Here is a 24,339-nt window from a genome sequence, read left to right as displayed (position 1 = left end):
TTCGAGTATGAACTTTTCAGTTTATTGGCAACATGCTGATGCAGTCAGTAAGACGCTTTATTTCGTTTTACTCGCAATGTCTATTGCGACATGGACAATTGTCGTTTTACGTGTGATGGGAACACGTCAACTGAAAGAAGTTGCTTATGCTCAACTCTCTAAAGCATTAGCAGGATTGAAAGCAAAACTCGCTCCTTTGGGATTTGAACAACGTAAAGCTGTTGCTGAGCAAGCTTTATTGCGTCAGATTGCTTTGGAAAAAGCATCTGCTGAAAAAGGTGTTGCTGTACTCGGAACAATTGCCTCACTTGCACCGTTTGTAGGGCTATTTGGTACAGTATGGGGAATTTTCCATGCATTGGTTGCAGTAGGTAAAAGCGGTCAAGCAGGACTTGCACAAGTGGCAACACCTGTGGGTGAAGCCCTGATTATGACTGGTATTGGTTTGGCAGTTGCTATTCCAGCAGTGATCGCATACAACATTTGTATTCGCTTTAATCGTACATTAAGTAATGAACTACAAGATCATGCTCACAGTCTGTTAATCGACACGATGCTGCAACAAGATTCTTCTGCGCAAAAAGTTGAAGTGAAAGCGACTCAAGAAAGTTACGTTGGAGGTCAAGCTTAATGGCTTTTCAATTGGGTGAAGACAACGATACAGGCATGACGGAGATGAACCTCATCCCGTTAATTGACATTATGTTGGTTTTGATGATCATCTTCTTGGTGACAGCGACCGTTGCTAACCCATCAATTCCATTAACTTTACCAAAAACGACAGCGGATATCATTGATCCGCCACCTGAATCGATTCAAGTAAGCATTAACTCACAGGGTGAGATTGCATGGGATTCAGAAATTATCAGCTTAGATGAATTGCAAAAAAGATTTAACGATGCCGGTGGTTCAGCACAACAACCGACGATTATTCTTAAAGCAGATAAAGAATCACGTTATGATACTGTTGCTCAAGTGATGTCACGTGCAAGCGAAGCCGGGCTTGCTGACATTGCCTTTGCCACAGATAATTAACTAATTAACATGAGAAAAGCGACCATAAGGTCGCTTTTTTTAAACCTGTATTAGTCTTTGAGTAAACCTTCAAATTTAGAGCGCAGCTTTAAAAGTTTTGGTGGGATACTAAAATTGCAGTAGCCCTGAGTCGGGTTACGAGCAAAGAAATTTTGATGATATTCTTCAGCAGGGTAGAAGGTCGGTACTGAGCTTAATTCTGTAACAATATCTAAACCTTCTGCTTTTAACTGTTGAATGGCTTTCTCTGCAATCTGGCGCTGTTCTTCATCAAAATAATAAATGACAGATCGATATTGTGTACCTATATCATTACCTTGGCGATTGAGTGTGGTTGGATCATGTGTTGCAAAAAATACATCAAGCAATTGAGCAAAGCTAATTTGACTTTCATCAAAATCCACTAAAATCACTTCAGCATGATGGGTGTCTCCTTTGCAAATATCCTCATAGCTTGGATTGACCGTATGCCCGCCAGCATAACCACTCACGACTTTAGTGACACCTTTAAGTTGAAGGAAAACTGCTTCAACACACCAGAAGCATCCGCCACCGAGCAAAGCTTGTTGCATGGGATTCACCTTATTGAGTTGCAATGACTGAAATAATGGGGTGTAGAATGAAAAAAGCAACCAGTGGAATGGTTGCTTAACTGTTAACGCGGTTGTATTGCAGACTCATACTGCAATACTGGATTACCATTCTCATCGAGTAGGCGAAGCGTTTTGTCGTAGACTTGGAATGCCGCGACTTTTGCCAAGGCAGCATTATAGCGATTTGCAAGTTCTTGAGTATTCACACACATCATTTGTGTAGTCGCAACTTCACTCAAGCTAATTTTGTCAGCTTTAATGCTATATGCACCCATAAAACGGTTACAACCATCTGCACCACTCAAACGACTAGATGCTGCATCAAATTGAATACTTGGAACATTGTGTGCAGTAGGGTCGGTCTTAAATTCTGTTGCGCCGATATGTGTCAAAATCCAAGTTTTATTTTGCAATTGATTAAGTGCTTGTTGCTGCTTTTCAGCAGATGGTGTTGTGGTACATGCTGTAAAAAGTAATGCTGAACCTATAACAGATACGGCTAAAAGTTGTTTTAACATATGAAATGCCCCTGTGTTATTTCTTTCTAATGTAAATTAAATTCAAGTCAATTTTATGTATATCAACTGAAACGCTAAGGTGCAAGCTCTGGCTGACTCTGGGGGAGACCCAGACGAATCAATTTTGAATAATTTTCACTACTTTGATATTTAAATTGATTAAATTGGTCTGTTCTTGGGTTGACATGTGCCTTGTTGTACCATGTTTTGATATCCCAATGATGTTGTAATGCCCCCAAGTCATACAGATAATTAGGTAAATAACCTGAGGCTAATAATCGGTAGTCCACTGGCAGTTCATGTTTGGAAATCGCTTGAACCATATCAAAAACCAAAGTGGTGCAGTTACTGGTCAAGGTGTTATACCATTTTGGTTCTTGACTAAGTTGATCTGCTTGCTCTAAATATTCCTCAAATAAAGCTTTCATTTCAGCAGCTTCCATGTTGATTGGGAAAAAATAGACCTGCTCATTACGTACATTGCTACGTGTATAAATAATGTCTTTCTCGTCAGCAGCAACTAAACTGACTTCGTACTTTCTAAAAAAACCACCAATAGCAGAAAACTCTTCATCTTTTTCTTTGCGAATTTCAATCGAAAAGGTCAGTGGTTTAGAGTTTTTGAAATCAAAGCTGACTAAAGTATGGGCGATTTGTGGTCCCATCCAATATGAAGTAATGATGTTAATGCCACTGATTTGATTCAAATCAATCTGACGTGTTTCCCAGCGTTCTTGATAGGTTCCGTCTTCATTCCATGCAAAATTACGCACATTGTGTAAAGTGACCAAATCACCTTGACGTTCATAATTGAGAATTCTTGCGACTTCAGGATTCCACTCACGGTCTTGTTTGGCAGGGATGCTAAAATACCAAACTAAACTGAACGCAAAAAAGACAATGTATAAGACAACATCTTTACTACGGCTAAAAAAATGTTGTGTTGCATATATGCCTAAAACACTTAAGGCAAAAGCGGCCCAAAAGCCAATGATAATACGACTGACTAACCAGCCAAATGGCTCTTGAACCCATAAGGCCATACATAACCAAATCGAAGAGAAGATGACAAATAAACTAAATAGGGAGTGAAAAGCTCCCTTTGCAAGTGCAAGAATAAACTCTCTTTTACCGATGTTATGCATTGTTATTGGCTATATGTAAGAAAGCTTTATTTTTGGTAGGTTGCGAACTCAAATGCAATATTTGTTTTGTCATCAATGTGTTGCTCTGATGCCACTTTTTTAAATTCAGGTGGAATCTCGGGATAATGTGCATCACCTTGGACGTCTAATTCAACATGCGTGAGTTCTAAGCGATCCGCAATAGAGATCGTTTGGCTAAAAATTTCTCCACCACCTATAATAAAAATAGATCCAGGCTTTTCTGAAGCTTTTACATCATGGACTGCCTGCTCAAGTGCGCTCTCGATTGTATGCGCGATTTTTGTTCCTTCAAACTGCCATGACGTATCTCGTGTAATGACCCAATTTACACGTTTAGGAAGTGTTCTACCCATAGACTCAAGTGTTTTACGTCCCATGACCACAACACCACCTTGAGTAATTTCTTTAAAATGTTTGAGATCAGCTGAAATATGCCATGGCAAATCATTTCCTTTGCCAATACAACGTTGCTGATCCATTGCAACGACGTGTACGACTTCTAAACCTTGAAATGCCATGATTATTCTTCCAGCGAATATGAGTTAAAGAGGGAAATGTAAAGTTGGATCACGATTGGTACCAACGGTGATCCCAAAAGACCTTAGTTAAAATCAAACTGCAACAGGTGCTTTAATTGCAGGATGCGATTCGTAATTTACGATTTCAATATCTTCAAATTTGAAATCAAAAATATCTTTAATTTCAGGATTCAGTTTGAGTTGGCACAATGGAAGTGGTTCACGTGTTAATTGAAGTTGTGCTTGCTCGAAATGATTGGCGTAAAGATGAGTATCACCACCTGTCCACACAAAATCACCGACTTCTAGATCACAGACTTGCGCAATCATATGGGTGAGAAGTGCATAACTTGCAATATTAAATGGAACGCCAAGAAAAACATCAGCACTACGTTGATAAAGCTGACATGATAATTTTCCATCCTGAACAAAAAACTGGAAAAGCGTGTGACAAGGAGGGAGTGCCACTTGTCCAGCTTCTTTTGGGTTCCAACCTGATACGATCAAACGACGGGAGTTTGGATTGGTTTTAATTTCATTAATTAACCATTTGATTTGATCAAATCCATCTTGCTCGTATAAACCATCGTCTTTCTTAGTTGCACCAAAGTTACGCCATTGGTGTCCATATACTGGACCTAGCTCTCCTTCAGGACGTCCAAAACGAGCAGTCTGCTCAGCTGTCGACCATTCATCCCAAATTGTAACTTTATGATCTTGAAGATATTTAACATTGGTATCACCTTTAAGGAACCAAAGTAATTCAATCACGATTGAACGGAAGTGAACTTTCTTTGTGGTCAGTAGAGGAAAACCTTTAGAAAGATCAAAGCGCATTTGATGACCAAATACAGAACGAGTACCTGTACCAGTACGGTCACCTTTATCACCGCCATTGTCGAGGATATGTTGTAGTAGGTCTAAATACGCTTTCATAAATTTCCTGATCGATTTGAATGTGGCATTTGAAGAATAAACCAATGCCAAAAATTTCATTGGCATCAGTTTATACTAAAGCAGCATGCTTTTTAATATCTTCCTTATGGAATAGAATCTTTGAAAGCGAGTAATTAAAGAAATAAGAAAGCACCCTTTAGGGTGCTCTCATTTAACACAAAATTTTAGGGCTTAAGCAGTTTTGTGTCCTGTATGTACAGTATGAATTAAATCGCTTAGGTCATAACCAATGGATTGAGCATATGCAAGATACGCTTGTTTGATAGATTCATTTAACACAGGTTCACGGTGCAGAATCCAAAGATATTTTTGATTAGGTTCACCGACTAAAGCAGTTTGATAATTTTCATCGATCTTAAGTACCCAATAGTCACCCTTAGTGAATGGAATCCAACGAAATCCTTCAGGCAAAAAGCTGACTTCTAATTTGCCATGTTCAGCATCTACAACTGTGGCTTCGCCAATAGACTCATCTAGTTCTTTGTTGCCATCAAGACAACGATTTTGAACACGTACGGTTCCATCGCTGTTTAAGGTATAGACTGCCGAAATATCCGTACTGTCTTCAGGTTGATGCTTCATTGGTAAGCGTGCAATCTCATACCAAGTACCTAAATAGCGTTCAAGTTGGAAGTTAGATACGGTCGTTAAATTTTGACTCATTATGATGTACTCCATTTAATCTAAATTAGATACGTCCTTTGAGTATAGGCACAGTTTTGGAGTAGAAATAATACTGTTCTGTAGCAAAGCGTTAAGTGAGTGTGATTAATTTTATATTTATTTTCATTTGCTTAGTTGTTTTGAAATTCAGCGGGGTGTACGAGATGCATATAAACTCACTACGAACAATCCCACTGCGCTATAACCCATGAGTTGTACAAAAAGTGCAAAAAACTCTCTGCTATTTTGAAAGTTCAGCGCTGAAAGCATGAAGATAAAATATACAATCAATACGAAAGGACTAAAAGCATAATATGCTTTCAGCTGATGCTTTAGACGCTTAGATTGGATCAAAACATGATGAGTAATGTGTACGCTTAAGCCTAAACATAAGCTCATTAGTGTCGATAGAAAATCAAGTTTTTTAATTTCAGCTGTCAACAGAATCATTACACACGTTGATATACAAATGATCAATTTAAGCGTGCGTGTGCATCGTTCCGAATACCAGAAATTTAACATAATGAAGTCTTAATGCTGATGTTGATGAAGTAGAGACAGTGGGGAAAATAAGCAAATAGATAAAGCCATAAATCCTAATCCTTGAGCGCCAGGTAAAAGAATTTCTCCATCCTTTGCATGCATGAAAATTAAGGCAAGTAGCAGAGCGATAGGAATCCAAGTAAATAATCGGTACATCAACCCTGTTGGATGGTGTGAAGCGAAATGAATTTTACAGTAACGGCAAATAAGAAAAACTATACCTGTGCCCACAAACATTAAGATCGCATCGAAGTTAAGCGGTTGCATCCAATATAACGTAGCGGTAGCACTCGCAATCAAAATAAAAAATAAAGCTTTGTGTTGTATTGAAACTTTAGGATCAAACCAAAACTCGAGCATAGTAATCTGAATCAAAGTAAATAAGTCAAAACTCTAGCACAAAAAAAGGTGAACAAGATGTTCACCTTTGAGGGCATGATTTACTTATTTGCCATTATTTTGTAGAGGACCCCAGTCATATACTTTCTTTTGGTAGGCATACCAAAGCATCCATAGCCCGATGAGAATCATTGGAACTGTAAGGAATTGTCCTTTGCTCATCCATCCGATAAATAATTGTCCATTATCTGGCTCACGGAAGAATTCAACAGTGAAGCGAGCGATACCATATCCAATTAAGAATAGAGCAGAAACAGCCATGCGTGGACGAGGTTTAGAACTAAACCACCACAGAACAATAAAAAGAATCAAACCCTCACAGAGTGCTTGGTAAAGTTGGGATGGATGTCGTACGAGTTGTAAAGGATCTGTAGGGAAAATCATACCCAATGCGAAATTTGGATCTGTGACTTGTCGGCCATAAAGTTCGCCGCCAATAAAGTTGCCAATACGACCAAACATCAGACCTGTTGGAACACATGGGGCAATAAAATCCAGTGTTTGGAACCAAGTCATTTTGTATTTTTTACACCACAATAACATGGCCAACATGACACCTAAGAAGCCGCCATGGAAGCTCATGCCACCTGTCCAAACTTGGAATAACCATATCGGATTTGCAAGGAATTGATCAAAACCATAAAAGAACACATAGCCTACTCGACCACCAATCACGACACCTAATGCACCGTAAAAGATGAGATCAGAGACCATGTCTGGTGTCCATCCTCGTTGCTTAGCACGGAATGTTGCCAAGCCCCACGCAAATAAAAATGCGAGTAGATACATGAGTCCATACCAGTGAACTTGTAATGGACCCACAGATATTGCCACTGGGTCAATAGAAGGATAGGTCAGCATTGCTTTTCCTTTATATTATGTTTTGTGTCGATTCTAACGGAAAGACTGAAAAAATGTTGTACATTCAATGTGTAAAGTTCTAAGGATGCAACGATGTGTATTGTAGCAATCGCATGGCAAGTGTTGGATGAAACACCATTATGCTTAATTTCAAATCGGGATGAGTTTTATCACCGACCTGCTTCACAAATTCATAAGTGGGAAAATAGCCCAATTATTGCAGGTCAAGATTTACAATCTGGTGGGACATGGATGGGGATTACTGCTGCAGGGCGTTGGGCACTTGTGACAAATTACCGTGATGCAAATGATAAGAAGGAATATCCAACTTCAAGAGGACATATCATTCAGCAATATCTGGAGTCTGAATTAGCACCGATCCGATTTGCCCAAGAATTAGAAAAAAAGCAATGTGATTACGCTGGATTTAACCTTTTTATCGGAACCTCTGATCAAGCGGTTTATATGAGTAATCGTGGTGAATCTCCACAAGTTCTTGCCAAAGGTGTATATGTGGTTTCCAATGGTGTATTAAGTGATCCATGGGAAAAAACCAAACATTTGCGTAAACGCTTTACACAAGAGTTCTTACCATTATTGCAATTAAATCCCAATGCTCAAAAAGCGTATGATTTAGAGCACGCCGTTTGGGATATCTTACAAGATGAAAGAAAAATTGATTTAGATTTATTACCTCAAACGGGCATATCGGTGGAAATGGAGCAGCTGTTATCTTCTACTTTTATACGAAGCCCAATATATGGAACACGATGTTCAAACTATTTATTGATGAAAAGAAATCAATGGACTTGGCTTGAAAAAATGCAGCAAGGTAAGCATCAGAATCAAATAGTCAAAATTGATTTGCATCTCTCAAAAAAAATGCCGACATCGTAGTCGGCATTTTCTATTTCAATGTTTGAATTAAGCAGCAGGAGTGTTTTCTTTCTTTTCTAGACTTTCCCCAACAATCTCGCCACCGTCTTTACGTGTAATCACGACCGTCGCAGAGCGAGGGCGTGTACCTTTACCACCGCTGATAGTGTTGCTGTGATTTGCAGGCCAAGTGCCACCTGGATGCTGAACATTCACAAAAATAGCTTTATAGTCTGGTGTCATCGTTACACCTGTAATTTCACAGCCTGAAGGGCCTGTTAAAAAACGACGTAACTTTGAATCATCAAGCTGTGCGCCAGCAGGAGTAAGTTGAGTGGCATTATTTGAACCAGCATTTGCAGAAGTCACTTTACCATCACTTACTTGACCTGGAAGTGCAGCAAGCATCATGCAATTCGTTTCATCTGTATAAGCGCCATCATCAGTCTGTACCCATAAAACACCACGTGGATCAAACCATAGGCCATCTGGACTTGAGAAATCATTTGCTGATGTGAGTCCAGATAGGTTTACACCCGGAAGTGAATCTTCTTCTGCGCCAAATAAGAAGATATCCCATACAAATGTTTTTGCTGTAACAGTATCACCAGTTTCACGGAAACGGATAATATGTCCGTTGATATTACCACGAGGACTACCACCTTTATCATTATCAGCATAATTACGAGGGTTGGCAGCATCAATTGTATGCTCACTTCCACGTAATGAGTTATTGGTTAAGGTGACATAAACCTCACCATTCTCTGGGTTTACTGCAACCCATTCTGGACGATCCATTTTGGTTGCACCAACTGCATCACCTGCTAAACGGGCATTTACCAATACATCAGCTTGATCTGTAAATTTGTATTTTGAATAACTAGCAATTAGTGGATTGGAGATATTGAGTTCAATCCACTCACCAGACGTCTTTTGAGTTGCTTCATTAAAGTTAAATTTAGCAACATAGAATTTACCGTTATTCATATATTTATCGCCAGCAGCATAACCACCGTTGATATCTTTAGGGTCCCAAACCGCATCTGAAACAAATTTATAGATATATTCGCCTTGAGAGTCATCCCCCATATAGAAGGCTAGTGGTTGCCCAGGAATGGCACGACTGACACGACAATCTTCATGTGCAAAACGTCCAAGAGCTGTACGTTTTACTGGGCGTTGACGACCATCAAACGGGTCAATTTCAACAATCCAACCAAATGTATTTGGTGAGTTTCTAAAATCTTGAGTTGCAGAAGATGCAGAGACTTTAGTTAACCAGCGCTCATAAACATCTTGAGGGAACAGTTGTGCTTGAACTGTGTGCCACTTATAAGAACTATTTGAAGCAATTTTATAGCGTTTTAACGACTCCAAATCCTTTTCAGAACGATCTTTATCATCGCGAGTAAAGTATTGGTTAAAGTTTTCTTCAGTGGTTAAGTATGTGCCCCAAGGCGTATAACCGTTACCACAGTTATTGATCGTACCTAATGTAAATGTGCCTTCTGGACTGATCTTGGTTTGTACCAATTCATGCCCTTTTACAGGACCAGCGAAATCGATCGGTGTTGCAGCTGTAATTCGACGGTTGAATACAGAGCGTTTGTTTAGAGTGACTTGTTGAGTTGTAGGATTTTTTTGTACTTCAATCACTGAAACGCCGTGACAATTGATTTCACGTAATGCTTCATCTTCAGAACGAATATCCGCTGAAATGGTATTATTCGCTGGATGCAAAATCGCTTTGTTATCTACATATTCGTGGTTGAGTACCAGTAAACCTACATTTGACTCATTTTGATCATAACGACTATTTTTCATGCCGAAATATGTCATACCGTCATGACATTCGCCTGAGCGCATGGTAAATGAAGCACCACTCGGAATATTATCTGCATCCCATTCAGGCATACCTTCAAAAAGCGGGTCTCCTAGTGCATAAATAACACGTGCTTCATACCCTTCAGGCACTGTGAATTCATTTTTAATATTTTTATCAACCGCTTTAAATGTTAGTTCAGTTGGCGTTTTTGATTTGTCGAATTCAGGTAGAGAAGGATTTAAGTTGTTATTGTTATTGTCGTCACTGTTACAGCCTGCGACTGAAGCCGCTACTGTCAATGCTACTGCACCACCAGCAGTCTTCTTAATGAGATCTCTACGCGTAATTTGCTTTTCAAGTAAATGGTGAAATTCTGGATTCCCCGAATCATTGCTATCGTAATCATCGTTAAAAGGTGTTAAATCAGTCATGTTCGTTCCTAGCATCTTGCTTGGTAGTTTTTAGCGTCACAAACAACTTAATGCGCAATCATGACAATCAAGTGATAGATTTATGTCAGTTGAATTAAGCTTTTATTTAAAGAGTATGAAAAAGGCGAGTCTTTAGACTCGCCTATGTGTAAAAGGGTCAAGATATCAAAGTACTGACTTTGCTCTTCTGTTTTCGAGTAATTTTCCAAAGAAAAGTCCCAATTCAAATAACATCCACATTGGTATCGCTAACATAATCATCGAGAGTGCATCTGGCGGCGTCACAAACATAGAAATGAAGAAACAACCTACAATAATAAAACGTCTTTTTTCAACCAATTGTTCTGTGGTAACTACCCCAATCATAATGAGTAATAAAGTCACAATTGGAATTTCAAAAGTTAAACCAAAAACCAAGAATAATTTTAAACAGAAACTCAGATAGCTATTAATGTCAGTCATGGGTGCAACCGTTTCAGGTGCAACGCTAATGAAAAAATGTAAAATCGAAGGGAGGGCTATAAAGTAAGCAAAAGCAACACCCGCATAAAATAATGTAATACTTCCGATGAGTAATGGTAGAGCTAAAGCTTTCTCATTTTTATATAGCGCCGGTCTGACAAAAGCCCATATTTGATAAATGATAAATGGCATGGCGATCATTAGAGCAACGAAGAAGTTTAACTTAAATGGTGCCATAAATGTCGCGGTGACATCAGTTGCAATCATTGATGAATTTATTGGGAGTTGAGCTCTAAGAGGCTCAGACATCATTTGATAGCTTTGATTTGCAAATGGTAATAAACAAAAGAATAAAACGAGAATGACCCCAACTATTCTAAATAAATATTTTCTTAAAATAATAAGATGCTTGGTTATTGGCATTTCTTCAAGCTGAGGATTTTCCTCATTTGAAGAGATGATATTTGGGAGAGTATTGTGACTCATACTGCCTCCGCTAAGACTACATACGGTTTATTGTGTTGCGCTGAATTTTGAATAGAAATGGAGCTTTGCTTAGGTGTAGCATGTCCTCTAAAAGGAACTGCTGTACTTTGCTGAACGATTAAATACACATAAACAGGGCTTGTTTCAGAGCGAACCTGTTGATGGATAGGTGGATGTAAATGTTCATCGCTTAATGCTGTGTGTTTTTCAATTTCCTGCATTTGCGCCTTCATTTTTTCTTCTAATTCTTGAATGCGCTTCATTTCAGTCTGCATTTGTTCTTTAAGTTCAGACATTCTTAGTTCACGATCAATATCATTTTGTACATTGCTGACCATACGCTTAATTTTGCCATACCATTTACCAGCAAATCGCGCACCCTCAGGAAGCTTTTCAGGTCCAAGAACAAGCAATGCAATGATGCCAAACATTAATAGTTCAGCCATACCAATATTCAGCATTACTGTTACCTACCTTTAATGTTTCGCTGTTGAATTCAAATCATGAGATGTTTGATGTTCAATCGTGCGTGGTTCTTTTAATTGAGCAGATGTGCTCTGGTCTTCGTCATCCTTAATTGATTTTTTAAAATCTTTAACCGCACCACCAACATCTTTACCCAAATTTTTTAGCTTAGACGTACCGAACAAAAGTAAAACGACAATTGCGAAAATAAGTACGTGCCAAATTGATAATCCAGCCATGATATATTCCTTATTGAAAATGATCATGAATGATTTCAACAGTTCTTTATGACAGCAAGTTGACGGAATTATTTCAGTTTGAAGTCATGGCTTTTTTATGTGTGCAAGAGACTTAGCCTGAAGTGAAATTGATGTTGTGCTAAGATAAGAAAAAATCTATTTCATATTTAATATGGTTCTTCTACTTCCACTAGTCTCCTTTCTGATCGGCTATTTTGGCGTAGAATATTTAAAAAAAATTCGTCCCTTTATGGCGATGTTGTTGGCGAAAGTGCTGATTCCTCTCATCATTATTTACAATATGGTGTTTTATCAAGAGGGCAGTATATGGTTGATGTTATTTAGTTTTATCGCTTCATTTTTGCTTTATTTATTTGTTTATTACCGTACAAAAGACAAATTAGTCTCCTTATGTTCCAGTTACCTCAACATGGCTTGGCTCGGCTTTCCATTTGCATTCGCTATTTTTGGTGCGCAAGCATCTAGTCCTATGGTTGCACTTTATGTCGGAGGCTCTATTTTTGGTAATATTTGTGCAGTGACCGTATTAAGTGCTGAAAAGCAGTCTGCGATGGAGATTTTGAGAAAATTGACTTTCTCTCCACCGATTTTAGCTTTACTAGTTGCTGGTTTTCTTTCGTTATGGAATGTTAGTCATTTTCAGCAGAATGCAATGATTCAATCATTGTATATATTGGATAAGTGGTTAATGACCTTTACAGGGATGTGTATCCTTGGGATGTGGTTATCTCAAGTAAAAATTCACTTGTGCGATTTAATTGAAAGTTTGAAACTTGCTTTGATTAAATTTTTATTTGGTTTTGTGTGCTGTGCGGTAGCCTATTTCCTTCTACCGATTCCTCACGAACTGGTTGTTATTGCACTGATGTCTATGTTTTTTTTATTACCACCCGCAGCGAATATTGTTGCTTTAGAAACCCATTATTCAGGAACAGGCGTTTCAGCCCAAAATATCGCAGCGGGTACCATCGTAAGTTGCATGACAATTGGTTTATTTGCCATGCTTTATCATGGACTGATCATTTAGTTCGTTTCGAGGCTTGCTTTGAATAACTGCATGGCTTGACCACGATGACTGATCTTATTTTTTTCTTCTTTGGTCATTTCAGCGCTACTAATATTGAGTTCAGGTAGCCAAAACAGTGGGTCGTAGCCAAAACCATTTTCGCCACGTGCTACTTCCAAAATTTCACCTTTCCAGATTCCTTGGAAAATCTGAGGTAAAGGATCTTCGGCGTGTTGAACTAAGGCGAGTACACACACAAACATCCCTTCAATTACGTCACCATTGTTACGTAATGGTGCTAAATCTGCCAGTAATTTAGCATTATTGGCAGCATCATCGCCATGCTCACCAGCATAACGTGCAGAGTAAATACCAGGAGCACCACCAAGTACAGGGACGCAAATACCTGAGTCATCTGCTATAGCTGGTTTACCCGAAATCTTAGAGGCATGTCGTGCTTTGATAATGGCATTTTCTACAAAACTTAACCCATCTTCCACCGCATCCTCAATGTTCAGTTGTCCTTGAGGCACAACGTTAACAGGGAGTTTTAATTCTTCAAATAACTTTTCGAACTCAGCTATTTTCCCTTTATTGTTACTCGCTAAAACCAAAGTACCTTGATCTAACCAATCTTTAGACGCCATATTGAATCACTTTCTGTTTCAAATTTGAAGCTATTCTAACGGATATTTGCGATGATACAGATGAACTCATCTTTAAAATAACCAATCATTAAACATGAGAAATTTAAATAGCATTCATATTCGTCAAGCAGAGATCGCGGATGCTGAAAATATTGCGTTCTGTATTGCTTTCGCTTTGAATCACTTTGATGAAATACCAAAAAGTAAGTCCCTATTTTCAAAAGAAGCTCTTGTATCGCACATCAATCATCAAGAGATAAAATACTTTGTTGCAGAATTAAAGCAGTCGCTTGTGGGGGTGATTGCTTACAAACAACCCGCCCATATTTTTCATTTTTTTGTTCATCCAAATCTACAATTTCAAGGCGTTGGAACTCATTTATTTAATTGTGTGTTAGATCAATTAACTCAAATGGAGATCCAATCCATAACAGTCAATGCGCATATAGGGGCTGTTCATTTTTATAAAAAATTAGGTTTTACTTCACAGAGTGAAGTGGAAATATTCGAAGATATGAAATTCATAAGAATGAAGAAGATGATGGAATAAAAAAAGCACCGATAGGTGCTTTCTTCAAACTTATAAGCGTGATTAACGGCTTTGAATCCATTGATCAGCACGATCACGTGCAGTACGAATTTGTTCTGGTGTCAGGTTAGCAGCCAAAGCCGTCTTTTTTGTCTCAGACATATTGATCACTTTATTATCTAACATGCCATCACGTGTAGAAAGCTCATACCATTGGTAAGCACCCATATAGTTTTTCTTTTGCTCTTCCATAACGGCTAAATTGAAGCTTGCACGATTGTCACCATGACTTGCTGCTTTTTCGAAGTATTGGCGAGCTAAGGTTTCATTTTTAGCAACACCAATACCGTCAGCATACATACGACCCACATTCAGCTGAGCAGATGAAATACCTTGATCGGCTGCTGCCTTATACCAAACGAAAGCTTGCTTTAGGTCTTTAGCAACATCTTTACCATGTTGATAATGTGTTGCCAAATAAAACTGGGCAGCCGGTTGGCCTGCTCGAGCAGCTTTTTGCAGCTCCGATACAGGCATACGTGAATACTGTGCAGCTAGTGCAGAAGTTGATGGTTGTTGAGGTACATAATCTGCATGAACTTGGAAACTCAACAACCCTAGAAATAATGAAGTACCTAAGAATAACTTTTTCATAGAGCGCTCACTCGATAAATCGCGACCTCGCCAAACAAGTTCGGGATATGCTTGCTGAGCAAACTCCCTTGTTGATTCCCATTCACGGCTAAACGGTCAATAATTTTAATTTGATTCTCAGCACAAAGTGCTTCGAAATCCTTAAACGTGCACAGATGGATATTTGGAGTGTTATACCACATATAGGGTAAGGCATCCGAAACAGGCATTTTCCCTTTTAAAGCAAGGAAAGAGCGTGTTTTCCAGTGTGCAAAGTTAGGAAAAGTAATAATTGCTTGTTTCCCAACACGCACCATATCGCGCAAAAGCACATCAGGTGCATCTACAGCTTGCAAAGCTTGTGCCATGACAACATAGTCAAATGACTGGTCTGCAAAGCGTCCCAAACCGAGGTTCAAGTCTTGTTGGATGATATTTAACCCTCGACTGACTGCAATTGCAATCTTTTCTTGATCGATTTCTAATCCGTATGCACGAATGTTGTGCTTTTTGCTCATATGAGCCAGTAATTCACCATCGCCACAACCAAGATCTAAAATGCTTGAATCAGGTTTAATCCATTTTTCTGCAAGCTTCTGATCAATACGCATTACACGGTCTCCTTAGGGGTTGAAGCAAGATGGTCTACACCACCTAAGAAAGCTCTTAAAGTTTTGACATATAAAGGGATAGGGAACAAGAACGAGTCATGACCTTGTTCTGCATCAATATCAACATAGCTCACAGGCTTATGATTGGTAATCAATGCATCCACAATCTCAACAGATCGGGAAGGAGAGAATCTCCAATCCGTAGTAAATGAAATCACAAGGAATTTACATTTGGTTTTCGACATTGCTTTAACTAAAGATTGTTCATACTCACGAGAAGGATCGAAGTAATCCAAAGCTTTAGTCATGATCAAGTAGGTATTCGCATCAAAGTTACGACTAAATTGTTCACCTTGATAGCGAAGATAACTTTCAACTTGGAATTCAACATCGAAACCATACATGAATTTGCCAGATTTTAAATCACGACCAAATTTTTGTTTCATGGCTTCTTCAGAAAGGTAGGTAATGTGACCGACCATCCGCGCTAGAATAAGACCACGTTTAGGATAGCTATCTTTTTCTAAATAGCGACCATGATGAAAATCAGGATCAGACAAAATGGATTGGCGCGCGACCTCATTAAACGCGATATTTTGCGCTGAAAGTTTAGGTGCACTGGCAATAATGACACAATTATTTAATCGGTCAGGATAATCTACAGACCACTGAAGTGCCTGCATGCCTCCCAAAGAGCCACCAATAATAGAGTGCCAAACAGTGATACCAAGACGATCAGACAGCATTGCTTGAGTTTTAACCCAATCGCGCACGGTCACTAATGGAAAATCTGGACCATAAGGACGATTTTCATTTTCAGGATTTGGGGAGGTTGGTCCTGTTGATCCGTTGCAACCACCAATATTGTTTAATGCCACCACAAAAAATGTATTGGTATCAATTGCTTTGCCTGGCCCAATACAAGCATCCCACCAACCTGCTTTTTTATCATCTTCATGGTGATAACCAGCAGCATGATGATGACCAGAAAGCGCATGGCAGATCAAAATTGCATTAGATTTATCTGCATTGAGTGTGCCATAAGTTTCGACCATCAATTCGAAACGTGGTAAAACGCGGCCACATTCTAATGCGAGTGGTTCTTCAAATTGGAACTTTTGTGGAACAACAATGCCCACTGAGTCAGCTGGAAAAGACACAGGATAAATTCGCCTAAAATCTTAAGTATGAATAAATAAAAGGATACCACTTGAGGGTATCCTTCTAAAGTCATTTTCGTGCTAAATATTATTGCTAATATTTATACTGCCGCAGCGATCACTTGATCTGTGCTCAAAACACCTTGATCAATTAAACGATTTGTACATGCAATAATTCCTTCAATAGATGAAGTCACGATGTTGTCATGTACGCCAGCGCCGAATGCTGATTTACCTGTACCTTTGACTTGAAGTTCAATTAGTGCCAACGCTTTAGCATTTGCACCAGAACCAATGCTACGTTCTTCATAGTTCACAACATCGATTGGCAACTGTAAAGCATCTAAAATTGCAGAGATTGGTCCGTTGCCTTCACCACGTAGATGTTGAACTTGACCACCGACTTCAATATCTAATTCAATGACTTGATTACCATTTTCATCAGATAATCGATAGTTTTTCGCGACATAATGTTTATCTTTTTGATTTACATATGTACTTTGGAATAAACTCCAAATTTGCTCAGCAGAAACTTCTACGCCTTCTTCGTCAGCTACCTGTTGTACGACTTGCGAGAACTCAATTTGTAAGCGACGTGGTAATACGACGTTGTAGTTCGACTCTAACAAGTATGCGATACCGCCTTTACCTGATTGTGAATTGACACGAATGACTGCGTCATAATCACGTCCCAAATCTTTAGGATCAATTGGTAAGTAAGGCATATCCCAAATTTCTTCGTTTTTCTGGAACTCAAAGCCTTTTTTAATCGCATCTTGGTGTGAGCCAGAAAATGCAGTAAATACTAAATCACCCGCATATGGATGACGTGGATGAACGGGTAAACCTGTACATTCTTCAATAGTAGAAATGATTTCATTAATATTTGAAAAATCTAGATTTGGAGCGACACCTTGGGTATACATATTTAATGCAATCGCTGCAACGTCAACGTTACCTGTACGTTCACCGTTACCAAATACACAACCTTCCACACGATCAGCACCAGCCATGATCGCTAACTCAGATGCTGCAATACCGCATCCACGGTCATTGTGACAGTGTACAGAAATAATGACACCGTCGCGGCGTTGTAAGTTGCGATGCATCCATTCAACTTGGTCAGCGTAAACATGAGGCCCAGAAACTTCAACAGTCGCGGGTAAATTCAAGATAACTTTATTATCTGGGCGAGCATCCCAAATTTCAGTGACTGCATCACAGACATCTTTTGCAACTTCTAATTCAGTCGCGGTAAAGCATTCAGGAGAGTATTGGAACACCCATTCAGTTTCAGGATATTGCGCTGCATATTCTTTCACTTTTTGAGCCGCATTCACCGCTAAGGCTTTCGCACCCGCTACATCAACATTCAATACTTTTTGACGGAATGTTGGTGAGTTTGAATTATAGATATGCACAATTGCACGTTTTGCACCTTGTAATGATTCAAATGTACGTTGAATCAAGTGATCACGAGCTTGAACTAATACTTCGATATAGACATCATCTGGAATATGATTTTCTTCGATCAATTTACGGGTGAAGTCAAAATCAATCTGTGAGGCAGATGGAAATCCAATTTCGATATGTTTGAAACCAATTTTCACTAACATTTGGAACATTTTGAACTTTTGTTCAATGTTCATTGGTTCGAAAATAGCTTGGTTACCGTCACGAAGGTCGGTGCTCATCCAAATTGGCGCTTTATTAATTTCGTTATTTGGCCATTGACGGTCAGGTAAGTCTACACGTTGGTACATGCGACGGTATTTTTTGCTTGGATCAGCCAACATCATGAGATAACTCCTTTCATAGCACAACATGCTTGGGTCTTGTGTAAAGGCACTGCGCTATTTATATCGATTGTGTCTATTCTATCAATTTACAAGTGGCTTACTGCATCATTTTGCTGAATTCTCTAAAAATCTTTTGAATATATAGAGCTTAGCTATACCGTCACAGTGCTTGTAAATTCTTTCTTTTATTATAGTGCGATCTTTAAGAGAAATATTCCCTGTTTTAGATCAAAGTATGATGAATGTGAAATTTTTTTTCACAATAGAATAATCATTTAATAATAAATTTCATTATAAAAATTAACTATGAAAAATAAATTATAGTTCTGCCCATTTTCGAATTAAATTGTGATAGAGGCTCGTGAGTTTGATGACTTGCTCATGTTGATCTCCTAATTCCATACGAAGTTGCTGAATAGATTGATCTAAAGTAAATAACATATGTCGATTTGAATCATCTCGAATCATACTTTGTACCCAAAAAAATGATGCCAAGCGACAACCCGATTGGATAGAAGTAACCTCATGTAAGCTAGTAGATGGATAAAGTATCAAATCTCCTGCAGGGAGTTTGACTTCGTGATATCCATAAGTATCTTCAATGACTAATTCACCGCCGTCATATTCGTGCGGATCACTCAAGAATAAGGTACAAGATAAATCTGTTCTCAAGCGTTCTTGTGAGCCTTGAACTCTGCGAATCGAGTTGTCGACATGAAAACCGAATGATTGATGCTGTTCATAGCGATTAAACAGAGGGGGGATGATATCTAGTGGAATTGCTGCTGATAAGAATAAAGGATGTTGACCTAAGGATTCTAAAATAATATCACCTAGATGTTTGGTCAGGGGATGATCATTAGAAAGTTGCTGATTATGTTTCACTGTTGCAGAGAGTGTTCCAGCTGTTACCTTTCCATTGACCCAATCTACTTTAGACATTTCTTCACGAAAATATCGAACTTGTTCGGGGCTTAGAATATTTGGAATATGATGAATCACTACGATCACTCACTGCTTTAGGTGATGAAAAGCATAGCTCGTATAGAGCTATGCTGAAATGAAATTAAAACTTGAAATTTAAAGACAATACAGCATTTCGACCTTCAGCTTCAGTTGCATAATGTGAAGCATAAGCTTTCGTGAAATAACGTGTATCTGAGAGATTATTGATGTTCAATTGAAGATCAATATCTGAATTTACTTGATAGCGAGCCATGGCGTCATAACGAACATAGCCTGGTACAAATTTGGTATTTGCAGCATCTCCATACACTCGATCCATAGCTAAAACACCAGCACCTAATTGTAATTTAGGGAGAACTTGGTAAGTTGTCCACAAAGTGGCAGAGTGTTTTGCGACATTTTGGACTTGGTTACCATTAGTTGGGCTAGCCGAATAACTTCCATCGCTATTTTTGACATAACCTGCATCAACAATTTCACTATCTAAATATGTGTATCCTGCAGATAAAGCCCATTTATTTGTGATATTGCCGTTTAAGCCTAATTCAACGCCATCAACACGTGTCTCACCAATATTTCTTGTAAATCCATCACTATCTAAAGCGCGAGTATTTTCTTTTTCTGTACGGAAAATAGCAGCTGTAAGATTAATTCTGTTATTCAAAAGGTCCCATTTGGTTCCGATTTCATAGGTTTTGACTTCTTCAGGTTTGAGGTTGTTAATTGCTCTTGCTTGTGCATCAGTTGTATTGCGTCCTGGGACACTTAACCCTTCTGAACCATTACCAGCATCGATTCCAACGGGATTAGCTGAAGTCGCATAGCTTGCATAAATTGATCCATTTTCTCTTGGTTTAAAGGTTAATCCAGCTTGATAATTGAAGAAATCGTGTTTTGAATTATATTTTGTTCCTGCTTGAATTGCTGAAGTGCCTGAACCAGTATCTTGATTGTATTTCATTTCAGTTTCGAATTCATCCCAGCGAATACCAAGGTCAAGGAGCCACTGAGGATTAAGCTCAATATTATTTAGGGCATATACTGATTGTGTTTCAGATTTAATCTTCATGACATTTGGATTAGCTTGAACTTTACCTAGCCAAGCATCATTCGAATTGGGGTTATAAAGATCAGTACACCAACCATTTGAAATATTTAATGAGCATGCATTATTAGCACCACTACCGCCTATTAACGTGGTATTAGGGTCGGTTACAATGTTTGTGCCGCGTTCAGAATCTTGTTTACTGTATTCAGCACCCAAATTGAAATTATGTTTTATGATGCCTGTTTGGAGTTTACCTGTTAATGCGAGTTGATCTGTAAAACTGTCAGTGGTTGTTAGGTTGGTATTTAGACGACGCCAAACTTTTCCATTTGCGACGTTGCCCTGACTGTCATCTGGTTGAGTCCATAAGTAATTATTTTTTGATTTGCTATAGACAGCAGTATTCATCAAGCTTAGATTTTCGCTAAAATCGTGCTCTAGCTTAAGGGTTCCACTTTGATTTTCTTGCTTTTGAAAATCACGATTTAACCAACCGTAGTATGTACCCTGTTTAACATCAACGGGTGAGCCGACGGTCGCTTTTTTGTCAGTGTCATATTTATATGGAATACCTGAATCTGGCTTATCATCAGACTTTAGGTAGTAGTAGGCTAGTGACGCTCGAGTGGGCGTGTCTAACCCAAAGCTAATACTTGGTGCAATACCAGCACGTTCATATTCAGCGCCATTATGTTGTCCCGCTTTTTCATTCTGGTGACCCATTGCCACGACACGAGTCGCAATACCATTCCCAAAATCTTTATTTGCATCTAATGTGATACGTGCATAAGCATCAGTACCGCCAGCAACAGAGCCTTGGAAAGCATCTCCAGATTTGGCTAATTTGGAAATTAGGTTAATACTACCACCCGTAGAACCTCCACCACCTAAAGTAGAGGCGGAGCCTTTGGTGACTTCAACCTGCTCGACTGCAAACATTTCACGGTTTTGAGAAGTAGAGTTCCTCACACCGTCAACGTACATTGAACTTTCAGAGTTATAACCACGGATAAATGGACGGTCACCATTTGGGTTGCCACCTTCGCCCGCACCAAGTGTAATTCCTGGAACAGTTCTTAAAGCATCAGACAGCGTAGTCACTTGAGTATCTTGTATCTGTTTTTGAGAAATAACAGAGATTGATTTGGGGGTATCTAGTAGGGGAGCAACGTATTTGGCGTTTGAGGATTTGTCGACTTTAAATGACTGCTCTGATTGAGCCTCTGATTTAATTGTTTCTAAATGCGCTGTATCTTCTTGTGCAAAAGTTTGACCTGAAATAACAGCCAATGACGTTGCTATAGCAGATGAAACGATTTTTTTACGTGTCGTGATAAAGGCCATGTTCAACCTGATATGAATTTGTTTTCAGGTTGAGAATAATAATGATTCTTTTTTAGCTTGAACGGGTCTTAAAATTGATATTTGCGATTTAAGTTAAACTAAATAACGGAAGCTTAAATGTAATAATGTAATATTTTATGTATAAGTAAATGAATTTAAATAATATTGGAAAAATTAAAGTTTCTACTTTTTTGTATGGCTATTTTTAATAGGGAATTTTATTTTATTAAAATAAAAAACCCTGCTAGCGCAGGGTCTTTAAAAAAAATTTGCTTAGAACTTAAAAGTTGTACTTAATTGTACACGACGACCTTCTTGAGTATTTGAATAGCTGTTGTAATACTTTGTTGTGCTACTTACATCAGGAAGATAATTATATTCGATAAAGTTTTTATCAAATACGTTGTAAAGCGCAACACCTAAGTCCCAATTGTCATTGATTTGGAAGTTGGAACCGATATGTAGCAAACCATAGGCCTTATAGTCGCCTAAAGCATCCTGAATAATTTTCTCATCACCCTCCAAAGGAGATTGACCTAAATAGCGACTCTTTTCTGAGCGATATTCCCCGCGTGCCCAAAGATTAGCATTCTCTGCTACCTTCCAATTAATAGAGGCATTAATCATATGTTCAGGCGTGTCATTAAGTTGAAGGCCTTTATCTGCGCCTTTGGTGATTTCAGATTGTGTCCAAGTATAATTTGCGCCTAACTTAACATTATCAGTGAGTTGCCATTGAGAACCAAATTCAATGCCATACAACTCTACTTCTTCTGCATTTATGTTACGACTAATACTCCAACTATCTCCTGATTGAATAGCCCAGTTTGTTCCACGGTCAATCAGATACTGATTACATTCAGCATCGGTTAATTGAGGAGCTGAACCGCGTGCTGCGCCACATCTAAATTCGGCATCGCCAGAAATAATCTTGTCATCTATTTTGCTATAGAAACCAGTTAAATTCGCTGTAAAGCCATTAAGTGCATCGAAGTGGAAACCTAGTTCAAGATTTTCGCTTGTCTCAGGCTTTAAGTTTGGATTACCAAAGCTTGGGCTTCTACCTTGACTGCCAACGTTGTGGATACCGTCAACGAGTTGTTCTAATCGAGGAGCTTTATAACCTTCAGAATAGCCACCTTTAACCGTCCACTGATCATTCGCATTCCATACTAAATATGCACGCGGTGTGAAAAAATCACCAAAAGTACTGTGGTCGTCATAACGTAAACCAACTGTTAATGCTAGGTTAGGTAAAATTGACCAAGTATCTTCAGCAAATAATCCATACTGCTCAAAAGAGACATCTTGGTTTGTACGCAGATTATCTGTAATCGTGGCATCCCAGTACTGAGCACCAATCACAAGTTTATGCTTATCAATAATGTCAGTTGAAAACTTACTGTCTACAACTAAATCTTCACTTTCTAACAGACGAGGTACATAATTTTTTGTGAGGCTACCATTTTCTAAAGGAAGCATACGTGCAGGTAATAATCGACCTAAAGTTTCAGTGGTATTATGGGTAATGCTTGAATCAAGCTGGCCTATGTCACTTTTCCATTCATGGATGGCAGCCCATTTTTCGCGGTTATATTCTTGTGATTTATCATAACCACCTGCGGCGCCCAAGGTGCCCAGTTGACCTTTACTGTTGTCATACCACTGCTCAGTCTGCTCATATTCTAAAGAAATTGCATGATCATCAGATGGGGTGTAAGTAAGACGAGTGCCGATAGTACCTAAATCTGACTTAGTCGGGTTATTCCCTTGACTTAATTCAACTTCAGCACCAGTAGCATTTGTATAACTGATACTTGATTGGTCTCTTTCATTGTATCGACCACGTAATTGAATGCCCAATTTATTTTGAATCAAAGGCCCAGATACATACGCATCTACAGTTCGTTGGTTTCCAAATTCAGATGATTTCGGTAAAACTGTGGCATCTAAAGTAACGGCACCTGTCCATTCATTAGATACTTTTTTTGTAATAATATTAACTACACCACCCATTGCATCTGAACCATATAAAGTCGATGCTGGACCTTTAATCACTTCAATACGTTCAATGGCAGAAATAGGAGGTATGAAATTATTGTTAGATTCACCAAATCCATTAGGTGTAATACTACCCACTGAATTTTGACGACGACCATCAATTAACACCAGCGTGTATTCAGAATCCATACCACGCATACGAATATTAAGACCACCTGTTTTACCGGCAGTAGGACTAATATCTACACCTTCAACGTCTGCAAGCGCATCAGCAACAGAGTTAACTCGCTTATTTTTAAAGTCTTCTTGAGTCAAAACAGTAATAGTTGCAGGTGCATTTTTAATATCCTGCTCAAAACCCGCAGCAGAAACGACAATTGTAGAAAGTTGATGAGCACTATTTTCATTTGTGGTATTTGCAAATGTTACACCGCTAGACAAAGCGAATAATGCAACTGTAAGAGGTTGAAGCTTAAACTTACTCATATTATGTTCTTCCGCTGGTATGAGTGATGCTTGAGGGCATGATCAAATTTG

26 protein-coding genes are annotated in these 24,339 nt (G+C 38.7%); 5 read left to right on the top strand and 21 right to left on the bottom strand.

The window, feature by feature from the left end; all coding sequences use genetic code 11:
* Positions 1-7: 7 nt before the first annotated feature.
* Complete coding sequence (locus AC1M9C_RS08170) at positions 8-631, top strand: MotA/TolQ/ExbB proton channel family protein (RefSeq protein ID WP_180028347.1); 624 nt, start codon at positions 8-10, stop codon at positions 629-631.
* Positions 631-1,035: an ExbD/TolR family protein gene (locus AC1M9C_RS08165; protein ID WP_035266746.1), complete on the top strand. Its 405-nt coding sequence runs from the start codon at positions 631-633 to the stop codon at positions 1,033-1,035. The genes AC1M9C_RS08170 and AC1M9C_RS08165 overlap by 1 nt, the downstream gene beginning before the upstream one ends.
* A 50-nt stretch (positions 1,036-1,085) precedes the next feature.
* Here AC1M9C_RS08165 and msrA read toward each other — a convergent pair whose 3' ends face one another.
* The 9 genes from msrA to lgt all read right to left on the bottom strand — a co-directional run bounded on the left by msrA (position 1,086) and on the right by lgt (position 7,253).
* Complete coding sequence (gene msrA / locus AC1M9C_RS08160; protein WP_481953511.1) at positions 1,086-1,607, bottom strand: peptide-methionine (S)-S-oxide reductase MsrA; 522 nt, start codon at positions 1,605-1,607, stop codon at positions 1,086-1,088.
* 83 nt (positions 1,608-1,690) lie between these two features.
* Positions 1,691-2,146: an META domain-containing protein gene (locus AC1M9C_RS08155; protein ID WP_035266743.1), complete on the bottom strand. Its 456-nt coding sequence runs from the start codon at positions 2,144-2,146 to the stop codon at positions 1,691-1,693.
* 74 nt (positions 2,147-2,220) lie between these two features.
* The gene (locus AC1M9C_RS08150) at positions 2,221-3,291 is read right to left on the bottom strand and encodes an Lnb N-terminal periplasmic domain-containing protein (protein ID WP_481953510.1); all 1,071 of its coding nucleotides are present in this window, start codon (positions 3,289-3,291) and stop codon (positions 2,221-2,223) included.
* A gap of 26 nt (positions 3,292-3,317) precedes the next feature.
* Positions 3,318-3,830: a dihydrofolate reductase gene (locus tag AC1M9C_RS08145; RefSeq protein WP_035266739.1), complete on the bottom strand. Its 513-nt coding sequence runs from the start codon at positions 3,828-3,830 to the stop codon at positions 3,318-3,320.
* Positions 3,831-3,923: 93 nt separating this feature from the next.
* Complete coding sequence (gene thyA / locus AC1M9C_RS08140) at positions 3,924-4,766, bottom strand: thymidylate synthase (protein ID WP_035266815.1); 843 nt, start codon at positions 4,764-4,766, stop codon at positions 3,924-3,926.
* A 192-nt stretch (positions 4,767-4,958) separates the two neighbouring features.
* On the bottom strand, positions 4,959-5,450 hold the full coding sequence (locus tag AC1M9C_RS08135; protein ID WP_035266738.1) for a lipocalin family protein: 492 nt from the start codon (positions 5,448-5,450) through the stop codon (positions 4,959-4,961).
* 147 nt (positions 5,451-5,597) lie between these two features.
* Positions 5,598-5,900, bottom strand: coding sequence for a hypothetical protein (locus tag AC1M9C_RS08130; protein WP_481953509.1), 303 nt, complete (start codon positions 5,898-5,900; stop codon positions 5,598-5,600).
* A gap of 81 nt (positions 5,901-5,981) precedes the next feature.
* Positions 5,982-6,353, bottom strand: coding sequence for a hypothetical protein (locus AC1M9C_RS08125; RefSeq protein ID WP_179998670.1), 372 nt, complete (start codon positions 6,351-6,353; stop codon positions 5,982-5,984).
* An 84-nt stretch (positions 6,354-6,437) separates the two neighbouring features.
* A complete protein-coding gene (gene lgt, locus AC1M9C_RS08120; protein ID WP_035266733.1) occupies positions 6,438-7,253 on the bottom strand; it encodes a prolipoprotein diacylglyceryl transferase in 816 nt (271 codons plus the stop codon).
* Positions 7,254-7,346: 93 nt separating this feature from the next.
* Between lgt and AC1M9C_RS08115 the strand changes: the two genes are divergently transcribed.
* Positions 7,347-8,150 carry an NRDE family protein gene (locus AC1M9C_RS08115; RefSeq protein ID WP_481587589.1) on the top strand — a complete coding sequence of 268 codons (804 nt, stop codon included), beginning with the start codon at positions 7,347-7,349 and terminating at the stop codon, positions 8,148-8,150.
* A gap of 27 nt (positions 8,151-8,177) precedes the next feature.
* Here AC1M9C_RS08115 and AC1M9C_RS08110 read toward each other — a convergent pair whose 3' ends face one another.
* From AC1M9C_RS08110 to tatA, 4 genes are all read right to left on the bottom strand, one after another.
* Positions 8,178-10,385, bottom strand: a complete 2,208-nt coding sequence (locus AC1M9C_RS08110; RefSeq protein WP_481587588.1) for a PhoX family protein — start codon at positions 10,383-10,385, stop codon at positions 8,178-8,180.
* A 165-nt stretch (positions 10,386-10,550) separates the two neighbouring features.
* Positions 10,551-11,333 carry a twin-arginine translocase subunit TatC gene (gene tatC / locus AC1M9C_RS08105; protein WP_481953508.1) on the bottom strand — a complete coding sequence of 261 codons (783 nt, stop codon included), beginning with the start codon at positions 11,331-11,333 and terminating at the stop codon, positions 10,551-10,553.
* On the bottom strand, positions 11,330-11,794 hold the full coding sequence (gene tatB, locus AC1M9C_RS08100) for a Sec-independent protein translocase protein TatB (protein ID WP_481953507.1): 465 nt from the start codon (positions 11,792-11,794) through the stop codon (positions 11,330-11,332). Before tatB ends, tatC begins: the two co-directional genes overlap by 4 nt.
* A gap of 15 nt (positions 11,795-11,809) precedes the next feature.
* Positions 11,810-12,037, bottom strand: coding sequence for a Sec-independent protein translocase subunit TatA (gene tatA / locus AC1M9C_RS08095; RefSeq protein WP_035266725.1), 228 nt, complete (start codon positions 12,035-12,037; stop codon positions 11,810-11,812).
* A 172-nt stretch (positions 12,038-12,209) separates the two neighbouring features.
* On the opposite strand from tatA, the gene AC1M9C_RS08090 reads away from it, so the two are divergent.
* Positions 12,210-13,085: an AEC family transporter gene (locus tag AC1M9C_RS08090; protein ID WP_481953506.1), complete on the top strand. Its 876-nt coding sequence runs from the start codon at positions 12,210-12,212 to the stop codon at positions 13,083-13,085.
* Here the strand turns inward: AC1M9C_RS08090 and rdgB are convergent.
* Positions 13,082-13,711, bottom strand: a complete 630-nt coding sequence (gene rdgB / locus AC1M9C_RS08085) for an RdgB/HAM1 family non-canonical purine NTP pyrophosphatase (protein ID WP_481953505.1) — start codon at positions 13,709-13,711, stop codon at positions 13,082-13,084. The two genes, AC1M9C_RS08090 and rdgB, sit on opposite strands and share 4 nt — an antisense overlap.
* A gap of 94 nt (positions 13,712-13,805) precedes the next feature.
* Here rdgB and AC1M9C_RS08080 point away from each other — a divergent pair, with 94 nt between their 5' ends.
* A complete protein-coding gene (locus AC1M9C_RS08080; RefSeq protein WP_481953504.1) occupies positions 13,806-14,261 on the top strand; it encodes a GNAT family N-acetyltransferase in 456 nt (151 codons plus the stop codon).
* 42 nt (positions 14,262-14,303) lie between these two features.
* Here AC1M9C_RS08080 and AC1M9C_RS08075 read toward each other — a convergent pair whose 3' ends face one another.
* From AC1M9C_RS08075 to AC1M9C_RS08045, 7 genes are all read right to left on the bottom strand, one after another.
* A complete protein-coding gene (locus AC1M9C_RS08075) occupies positions 14,304-14,894 on the bottom strand; it encodes a tetratricopeptide repeat protein (protein ID WP_092766758.1) in 591 nt (196 codons plus the stop codon).
* Positions 14,891-15,484 carry a methionine biosynthesis protein MetW gene (metW, locus tag AC1M9C_RS08070; protein ID WP_092766759.1) on the bottom strand — a complete coding sequence of 198 codons (594 nt, stop codon included), beginning with the start codon at positions 15,482-15,484 and terminating at the stop codon, positions 14,891-14,893. Before metW ends, AC1M9C_RS08075 begins: the two co-directional genes overlap by 4 nt.
* The gene (gene metX / locus AC1M9C_RS08065) at positions 15,484-16,644 is read right to left on the bottom strand and encodes a homoserine O-succinyltransferase MetX (RefSeq protein WP_481953503.1); all 1,161 of its coding nucleotides are present in this window, start codon (positions 16,642-16,644) and stop codon (positions 15,484-15,486) included. Before metX ends, metW begins: the two co-directional genes overlap by 1 nt.
* A gap of 101 nt (positions 16,645-16,745) precedes the next feature.
* Positions 16,746-18,443 (bottom strand): 2-isopropylmalate synthase, encoded by a 1,698-nt coding sequence (gene leuA, locus AC1M9C_RS08060; protein ID WP_481953502.1) that lies wholly within the window; start codon positions 18,441-18,443, stop codon positions 16,746-16,748.
* Between the two features lie 318 nt (positions 18,444-18,761).
* Positions 18,762-19,445 carry a Fe2+-dependent dioxygenase gene (locus AC1M9C_RS08055; RefSeq protein ID WP_481596278.1) on the bottom strand — a complete coding sequence of 228 codons (684 nt, stop codon included), beginning with the start codon at positions 19,443-19,445 and terminating at the stop codon, positions 18,762-18,764.
* A gap of 64 nt (positions 19,446-19,509) precedes the next feature.
* Complete coding sequence (locus AC1M9C_RS08050) at positions 19,510-21,801, bottom strand: TonB-dependent receptor (RefSeq protein ID WP_481953501.1); 2,292 nt, start codon at positions 21,799-21,801, stop codon at positions 19,510-19,512.
* A 273-nt stretch (positions 21,802-22,074) separates the two neighbouring features.
* Entirely contained in the window at positions 22,075-24,288 is a 2,214-nt protein-coding gene (locus tag AC1M9C_RS08045) for a TonB-dependent receptor domain-containing protein (protein WP_481953500.1), read from the bottom strand.
* Positions 24,289-24,339 lie beyond the last annotated feature (51 nt).

The sequence above is a fragment of the Acinetobacter sp. 24-47-39 genome, from assembly GCF_056783825.1.
The sequence above is the reverse complement of the archived record's forward strand: the minus strand, read 5'-3'. Positions and strand labels throughout refer to the sequence as shown.

Coding starts and splice junctions, on each gene's coding strand:
- AC1M9C_RS08170 (WP_180028347.1), top strand. CDS start 8: ATGAACTTTTCAGTTTATTGGCAACATGCTGATGCAGTCAGTAAGACG.
- AC1M9C_RS08165 (WP_035266746.1), top strand. CDS start 631: ATGGCTTTTCAATTGGGTGAAGACAACGATACAGGCATGACGGAGATG.
- msrA (WP_481953511.1), bottom strand. CDS start 1,607: ATGCAACAAGCTTTGCTCGGTGGCGGATGCTTCTGGTGTGTTGAAGCA.
- AC1M9C_RS08155 (WP_035266743.1), bottom strand. CDS start 2,146: ATGTTAAAACAACTTTTAGCCGTATCTGTTATAGGTTCAGCATTACTT.
- AC1M9C_RS08150 (WP_481953510.1), bottom strand. CDS start 3,291: ATGCATAACATCGGTAAAAGAGAGTTTATTCTTGCACTTGCAAAGGGA.
- AC1M9C_RS08145 (WP_035266739.1), bottom strand. CDS start 3,830: ATGGCATTTCAAGGTTTAGAAGTCGTACACGTCGTTGCAATGGATCAG.
- thyA (WP_035266815.1), bottom strand. CDS start 4,766: ATGAAAGCGTATTTAGACCTACTACAACATATCCTCGACAATGGCGGT.
- AC1M9C_RS08135 (WP_035266738.1), bottom strand. CDS start 5,450: ATGAGTCAAAATTTAACGACCGTATCTAACTTCCAACTTGAACGCTAT.
- AC1M9C_RS08130 (WP_481953509.1), bottom strand. CDS start 5,900: ATGATTCTGTTGACAGCTGAAATTAAAAAACTTGATTTTCTATCGACA.
- AC1M9C_RS08125 (WP_179998670.1), bottom strand. CDS start 6,353: ATGCTCGAGTTTTGGTTTGATCCTAAAGTTTCAATACAACACAAAGCT.
- lgt (WP_035266733.1), bottom strand. CDS start 7,253: ATGCTGACCTATCCTTCTATTGACCCAGTGGCAATATCTGTGGGTCCA.
- AC1M9C_RS08115 (WP_481587589.1), top strand. CDS start 7,347: ATGTGTATTGTAGCAATCGCATGGCAAGTGTTGGATGAAACACCATTA.
- AC1M9C_RS08110 (WP_481587588.1), bottom strand. CDS start 10,385: ATGACTGATTTAACACCTTTTAACGATGATTACGATAGCAATGATTCG.
- tatC (WP_481953508.1), bottom strand. CDS start 11,333: ATGAGTCACAATACTCTCCCAAATATCATCTCTTCAAATGAGGAAAAT.
- tatB (WP_481953507.1), bottom strand. CDS start 11,794: ATGCTGAATATTGGTATGGCTGAACTATTAATGTTTGGCATCATTGCA.
- tatA (WP_035266725.1), bottom strand. CDS start 12,037: ATGGCTGGATTATCAATTTGGCACGTACTTATTTTCGCAATTGTCGTT.
- AC1M9C_RS08090 (WP_481953506.1), top strand. CDS start 12,210: ATGGTTCTTCTACTTCCACTAGTCTCCTTTCTGATCGGCTATTTTGGC.
- rdgB (WP_481953505.1), bottom strand. CDS start 13,711: ATGGCGTCTAAAGATTGGTTAGATCAAGGTACTTTGGTTTTAGCGAGT.
- AC1M9C_RS08080 (WP_481953504.1), top strand. CDS start 13,806: ATGAGAAATTTAAATAGCATTCATATTCGTCAAGCAGAGATCGCGGAT.
- AC1M9C_RS08075 (WP_092766758.1), bottom strand. CDS start 14,894: ATGAAAAAGTTATTCTTAGGTACTTCATTATTTCTAGGGTTGTTGAGT.
- metW (WP_092766759.1), bottom strand. CDS start 15,484: ATGCGTATTGATCAGAAGCTTGCAGAAAAATGGATTAAACCTGATTCA.
- leuA (WP_481953502.1), bottom strand. CDS start 18,443: ATGATGTTGGCTGATCCAAGCAAAAAATACCGTCGCATGTACCAACGT.
- AC1M9C_RS08050 (WP_481953501.1), bottom strand. CDS start 21,801: ATGGCCTTTATCACGACACGTAAAAAAATCGTTTCATCTGCTATAGCA.
- AC1M9C_RS08045 (WP_481953500.1), bottom strand. CDS start 24,288: ATGAGTAAGTTTAAGCTTCAACCTCTTACAGTTGCATTATTCGCTTTG.